Origin of the sequence: Inquilinus sp., from assembly GCF_039594555.1 — a bacterium.
GTDB lineage: Bacteria > Pseudomonadota > Alphaproteobacteria > DSM-16000 > Inquilinaceae > Inquilinus.
On the sequence record NZ_JBCNNF010000493.1, the window covers coordinates 1 to 4,720 of the forward strand.

A 4,720-nucleotide genomic window follows, 5' to 3' on the forward strand; every position below is an offset into this window, starting at 1 on the left:
GTAGAGGATGTCGACCTTGACGTGCTCGCCCTTCAGCAGCGTATAGCCCGCGGCCAGCAGGAACACCGCCGAGAACAGGTACCATTGCAGCTCCAGCCAGGCGTTGGAGCTGAGCGAGAAGGCCTTCCGCAGGATGGCATTGCCGGCGCTGACCAGGATCGCGACCAGGACGAGCCATGACACGGTTCGTCCCACCCAGCCATTGACAGCGTCGATGACGCGGCTGGCGCCCAGCAATGCTCCCATGGAACCTCCCCCGGTTTCTTGTCTCTTCGTGCGCAGCTGATTGGATCGGTGCAATTCGCTGTTGCGAAATATCAGCTTTCGCCCCCGAGACCAACCGGCGATTGGGGCGTCACGAATTGATCGTCATCCCGTGCGCGCTGCGGTGCGAAGTACGCCGCGCAGACACGGGATCTCCGCGCCATCCCGTCACGAGATCCCGGTTCTGCGGCGCACCACTTCGTGCTGCGCCGCGCCCGGGATGACGACAGTGCCTGGGAGAGGGGCGGCTCAGCCGTCCTGGTCGAGCGTCGTCCAGCCGCTGTCGGTCAGGGCTTCCAGCGGCTGGAAGCGGGCCTTGTAGGCCATCTTCTGGCTCTGCGCGATCCAGTAGCCGAGATAGACGTGGTCGAGGCCGGTCTGTCGAGCCTCCTCGACCAGGGCCAGGATCACATAGGTGCCCAGGCCGCGTTGCGGCACGTCGGGGTCGTAGAAGCTGTAGACGGCGGACAGCCCGTCCTCCAGCACGTCGACCAGCGCCGCCGCGCGCAGCGTGCCGGCCGGGTCGCGGAACTCGATCAGCGCGGCGCTGCCGCTGCCTTCCTCGATCATGCTGCCGTAATCGGCGCGCGACATCCGCGCCATGTCGCTGTCGCCGTGGCGGTGCCGCTGATAGCGCAGGAACAGCGCGAACTGCTCGTCCGTGCCGACCGGCAGCACCGAGCGGCGAGCGAGGTCGAGATTGGCCGCCCAGGCCCGGCGCATGCTGCGGCCGGGGGCGAAGCGCGCCACCGGGATGCGCACCGGCACACAGGCGCGGCAGCCGGGGCAGACCGGGCGGTAGACGATGTCGTGGCTGCGCCGGAACCCGGCCTGCGACAGGGTGGTGTTCAGCGACCGTGCGTCGCCGCCGTTCAGCCGGGTGAACAGCTTGCGCTCGACACGGCCGGGGATATAGGGGCAGGGCAGGGGGCCCGACCGGTAGAAATGCTGCAGACGACCGAGCTTGCCGTCGATGACGGACATCAAAGGCTCCTGGGCCGAGGCACTGACCTCATACCCATACTGCACCACAGTGACGGATCGCGGGCAAGCGACTCGGACGCCATGTCGTCACGTCCGGGTATGCAGAAGAATCCACCGCGGCTTCATGTCAACCGCAGGATCGTGTCGACCGTCTCCGCGACCGGCCGGCGGGTGTCGATCTCGTGGTCTGCGGATTGGCGCAGCAGCGGCTCGACCAGCGCCACCAGCTCGGCCGCCCTGCGCCGCTCCTCCGCGGTCCGGCCATAGCCGTCCGTGCGCGCCGCCATCCGCTCCAGCAGCGTCTCGACCGGGGCGGAGAGCAGGATGACAAGGTCGATCCGCGGCAGGAACCGGCCCATGGTCTCGGAGGTGCCGCTGAGGAACAGCGTGCGCTGTCGGGGCGTCGCCAGCAGCGCCTCCAGACGGTCCGCCCGCCACACCCAGTCCTTGCCTTCGCCTGGGGTCAGGTCGTCACCAGGGGCTGCATCGGCCCATTCCGACCATTCCGGCGTATCGAGGTCGCGGGTGTCGTGGCCGCGCGCCGCCAGCTCGCGGATCACCGCGGTCTTCCCGCTGCCGGACATGCCGGTGATCAGGACGGTTTTCATGCGGTCTTCCTAGCACACCCCCGGCGCCGGAATCGCGGCTCGCGCGGGAACTAGAGCTTCGGGCCGAGATGGACGCCCATCAGCGCCTCTGCCGCCTTGCGACGGCCTTGGCGCAGCTTGCGCCAGATGCGAGGCAGGATGTCCGTCACAGTGAACTCCGGCCTGTCCTTGGTGCGGATACGCCGGAGGACCCAGGCGGTCGCGCCTGCGATACGCAGCGGGGCCGCAAGCCTCGGGTGCCGGATCTGTGCCATGCGGCGCTGGTACTGCAGTTTCGGGATCAGGCGCTGACGCGTGATGAGGGGAATGGTGACACCGAGCACGCCGTGCAGGGTGAGCGCCTGCGTCTCCAGAGCGTTGCGCCACAGCCGGCCAGGCAAGGCTGCGCGCAGGTAGACCCAGTCGATTCCACCGGGCATCGCCGATAGCGCCGCGAGATCGCATAGATGCCGAAGATCGATGCATCCGCGCCAGTAGTCCCCTTCCTTGATCTGGTCGTGCAGGATTAGGTTCAGGGCTTGCAGGGTCGGTGAAGGCAACAGGGCGGTCGCGCCGTCCCGGTGCTGTTCGAGAAGGCATGCCGTGACCTCCCCGATGCCGTATTCGGCGATGACGCCGGCGCGGGCGTGCAGTTCCACAACGCCCGGATCCTGAGGGCGCCAGAGGCCATGTTGGCCCGTCGCCTGCCGATAGCCCAGCGCCGTCAGCGATACTTCCGCTGTCGCCCTGTCGAATTCCTCGATCAGAAGGTCGAGGTCGCTCATCATGCGGTTGCCGATGGCGCTGTCCGGCGCCGTGAACAGCGTGATCGCACCTTTCAACAGGATCGGCCGAATTCCTGCACGATTGAAGGCTGCCACAGCCTCCTGAAGCTGGGCGCGGAGCCGCAGATTGCGTTCCCGGTTCCGGCCATGGATGAAACGGAGATATTGGCGCACATCCGCGGGTAGTTCATCGATACGGCCGGAAGTCGTGAAGGCGGAAAGCAGGGCCGGCGTCAGCCAGCTCCGGTTGGCGAGTTCGATCACGGCGGTCCAAAGCCGGGGGTCGGGTGGTACGCCCCGGAGTGCGCCGAGCAGCGCGTCGAACGCGCCGCCGGGGTTCATCTGCAGGTTCGAAGCAGCGTCTGGACCGCTCCATCGAGGTCAGAGAAGTCCAGTGCGTGGCACTCCGCATTGCCCAGGGATCGGGCGAGAAGCCTGAATGCGGCCGTGGAAAGGCGTCCTTGGGGGGCCGAGGCCTCGGCCAGGATGAGCCGGATGGCAGCGACCCTGTCGAGCGGTGTCAGGACGGGGAAGGCACTTCGTCCGCGCCGGAGCACGACGACCCAGCCGATCGGCAGTGCGGTCGAGACTGGGAGGTGATCGGGTGGCAGATAGCGCACATCCTGCCCGTCGGGCCGCCGGAATGCCGGCAGCCCCATCAGATCGGGCCGGCATCGCGACACCATGGCCCAAGCTCCCGATTTGATCGCGGCGGCAAAGGGCACGCCCGCCACCTCGCCGTCCTCCGTCAAAAGAGCGATGTCGTCGCCGCCATAGCCGAACCCGGCCTGCACGAGTGCCATCGCCAGCGTGGTCTTGCCGACTCCCGGTGTGCCGCAGAGCAGAAGCATCCTGCCATCCCGCGCCAGGGCCGCGGCATGGATCGCGAGTGGGTGTCGTCCGCGGGCGAGCAACTCGGCCGTCAGCAGCGCCTTCACGGCCGGCACGATTTCGTCTGCGGTACAGACCGTGTCCCAGGACGCCGTGTCGCCTTCGACACCGACGAGGCGAATCCTGTCACCGTCGACTTCGAGCGCAAGCGACACATCGGCCGGACCGGCCGCGACGGCTTCGAGATGGGCGAAGGTCGGGGCGACGAGCCGCCGCAAGGACGACCTGCCGTAACGCAGGCAGATGTTCAGTCCGGCGATCCGAAGATTTTGGATTCGATCATCATCAGCGCCGGGCCACGCTCCGTCCGTGTCCATCCTGTCGAAAAGGCCGAGCCGCCGCCATTCATCCAGCATGTTTCGGACATGGCATCCAGCCGCATCCTGCGAGAAGCCGAGGCCGACCAGCCCCTCTGCCGCCGCGTCCGGCGTCGCCCCATCCTGCAGCCGGCACCAGATATAGGCGGCGGCGTCATTCAGCTCATAGACTTCCTGTCGTCTCTCGCTGAACAGCACCTGCCGCTCGCCGACCAGGACGAAGACGGTGTTGGCGGCACCAAACACCAACAAAATGGTCCACCCCGCTTCTACCTGTTGCAGAACCTCTCAGGATGGAGGCTGCGTCTGCGCTGCTCAGGCCAAGTGCTCTTGCGGCAAGGAGTCTGCTCTCCACTGCACCTGCAACAAAGCTTCCTCTGAGAACAAGATCTCGGGGCCCCGCTGTTCTTGCCGTAAGTTTGAGCCATTCAAATCATTTATTTCTAAAGGATCACATACTAATAAGACATTTAGGCGCTCGCCCCGCTGGTCAATGCACTTGTGAGCGCGCTGTGACCGAGAACAAGCCCGTCCACGGCGAGACTTGCGCCTGTGGTAGCCGTCCTTCTGGTAAGCTTGAGACTCATCAACTATGCTCAAAATAGCAAGATATGCTAACCTTTCCCGTAGCCTCCTGCACCTGTGAGAAGGCTGAGGCTGTTGAGTCCGCTCTCGAGCAGGACTTCACCACTCGCGCCTAAATTGTTTCACTAATTCACTTGCTGATTGATGACCCGTGCATTACTGGGCTTTGCTTGAGTTGCATTTCTCGTGGTTTTGGGAAGGCTGGCGTTTGGGGAGATTTATACCTAGGTTTAATTTGTATTATTCATACCATAGTCTGATTAAGATTCCTGATATGGGATCTATCCATGAGTTATGAAATATCATC

Annotated in this window: 4 protein-coding genes and 1 pseudogene; all 5 read right to left on the reverse strand. The window is 64.9% G+C overall.

What is annotated here, in order from left to right:
• Window positions 1-246: pseudogene (locus ABDW35_RS32480) on the reverse strand (sugar transporter); the annotation flags it as partial.
• A gap of 267 nt (window positions 247-513) precedes the next feature.
• A complete protein-coding gene (locus tag ABDW35_RS32485) occupies window positions 514-1,248 on the reverse strand; it encodes an arginyltransferase (protein WP_343717987.1) in 735 nt (244 codons plus the stop codon).
• A 122-nt stretch (window positions 1,249-1,370) separates the two neighbouring features.
• On the reverse strand, window positions 1,371-1,856 hold the full coding sequence (locus tag ABDW35_RS32490; RefSeq protein ID WP_343717988.1) for an AAA family ATPase: 486 nt from the start codon (window positions 1,854-1,856) through the stop codon (window positions 1,371-1,373).
• Between the two features lie 50 nt (window positions 1,857-1,906).
• Window positions 1,907-2,962: a nucleotidyltransferase family protein gene (locus ABDW35_RS32495; protein WP_343717989.1), complete on the reverse strand. Its 1,056-nt coding sequence runs from the start codon at window positions 2,960-2,962 to the stop codon at window positions 1,907-1,909.
• Window positions 2,959-4,074, reverse strand: a complete 1,116-nt coding sequence (locus ABDW35_RS32500) for a PqqD family peptide modification chaperone (protein WP_343717990.1) — start codon at window positions 4,072-4,074, stop codon at window positions 2,959-2,961. Before ABDW35_RS32500 ends, ABDW35_RS32495 begins: the two co-directional genes overlap by 4 nt.
• Between the last annotated feature and the right edge of the window lie 646 nt (window positions 4,075-4,720).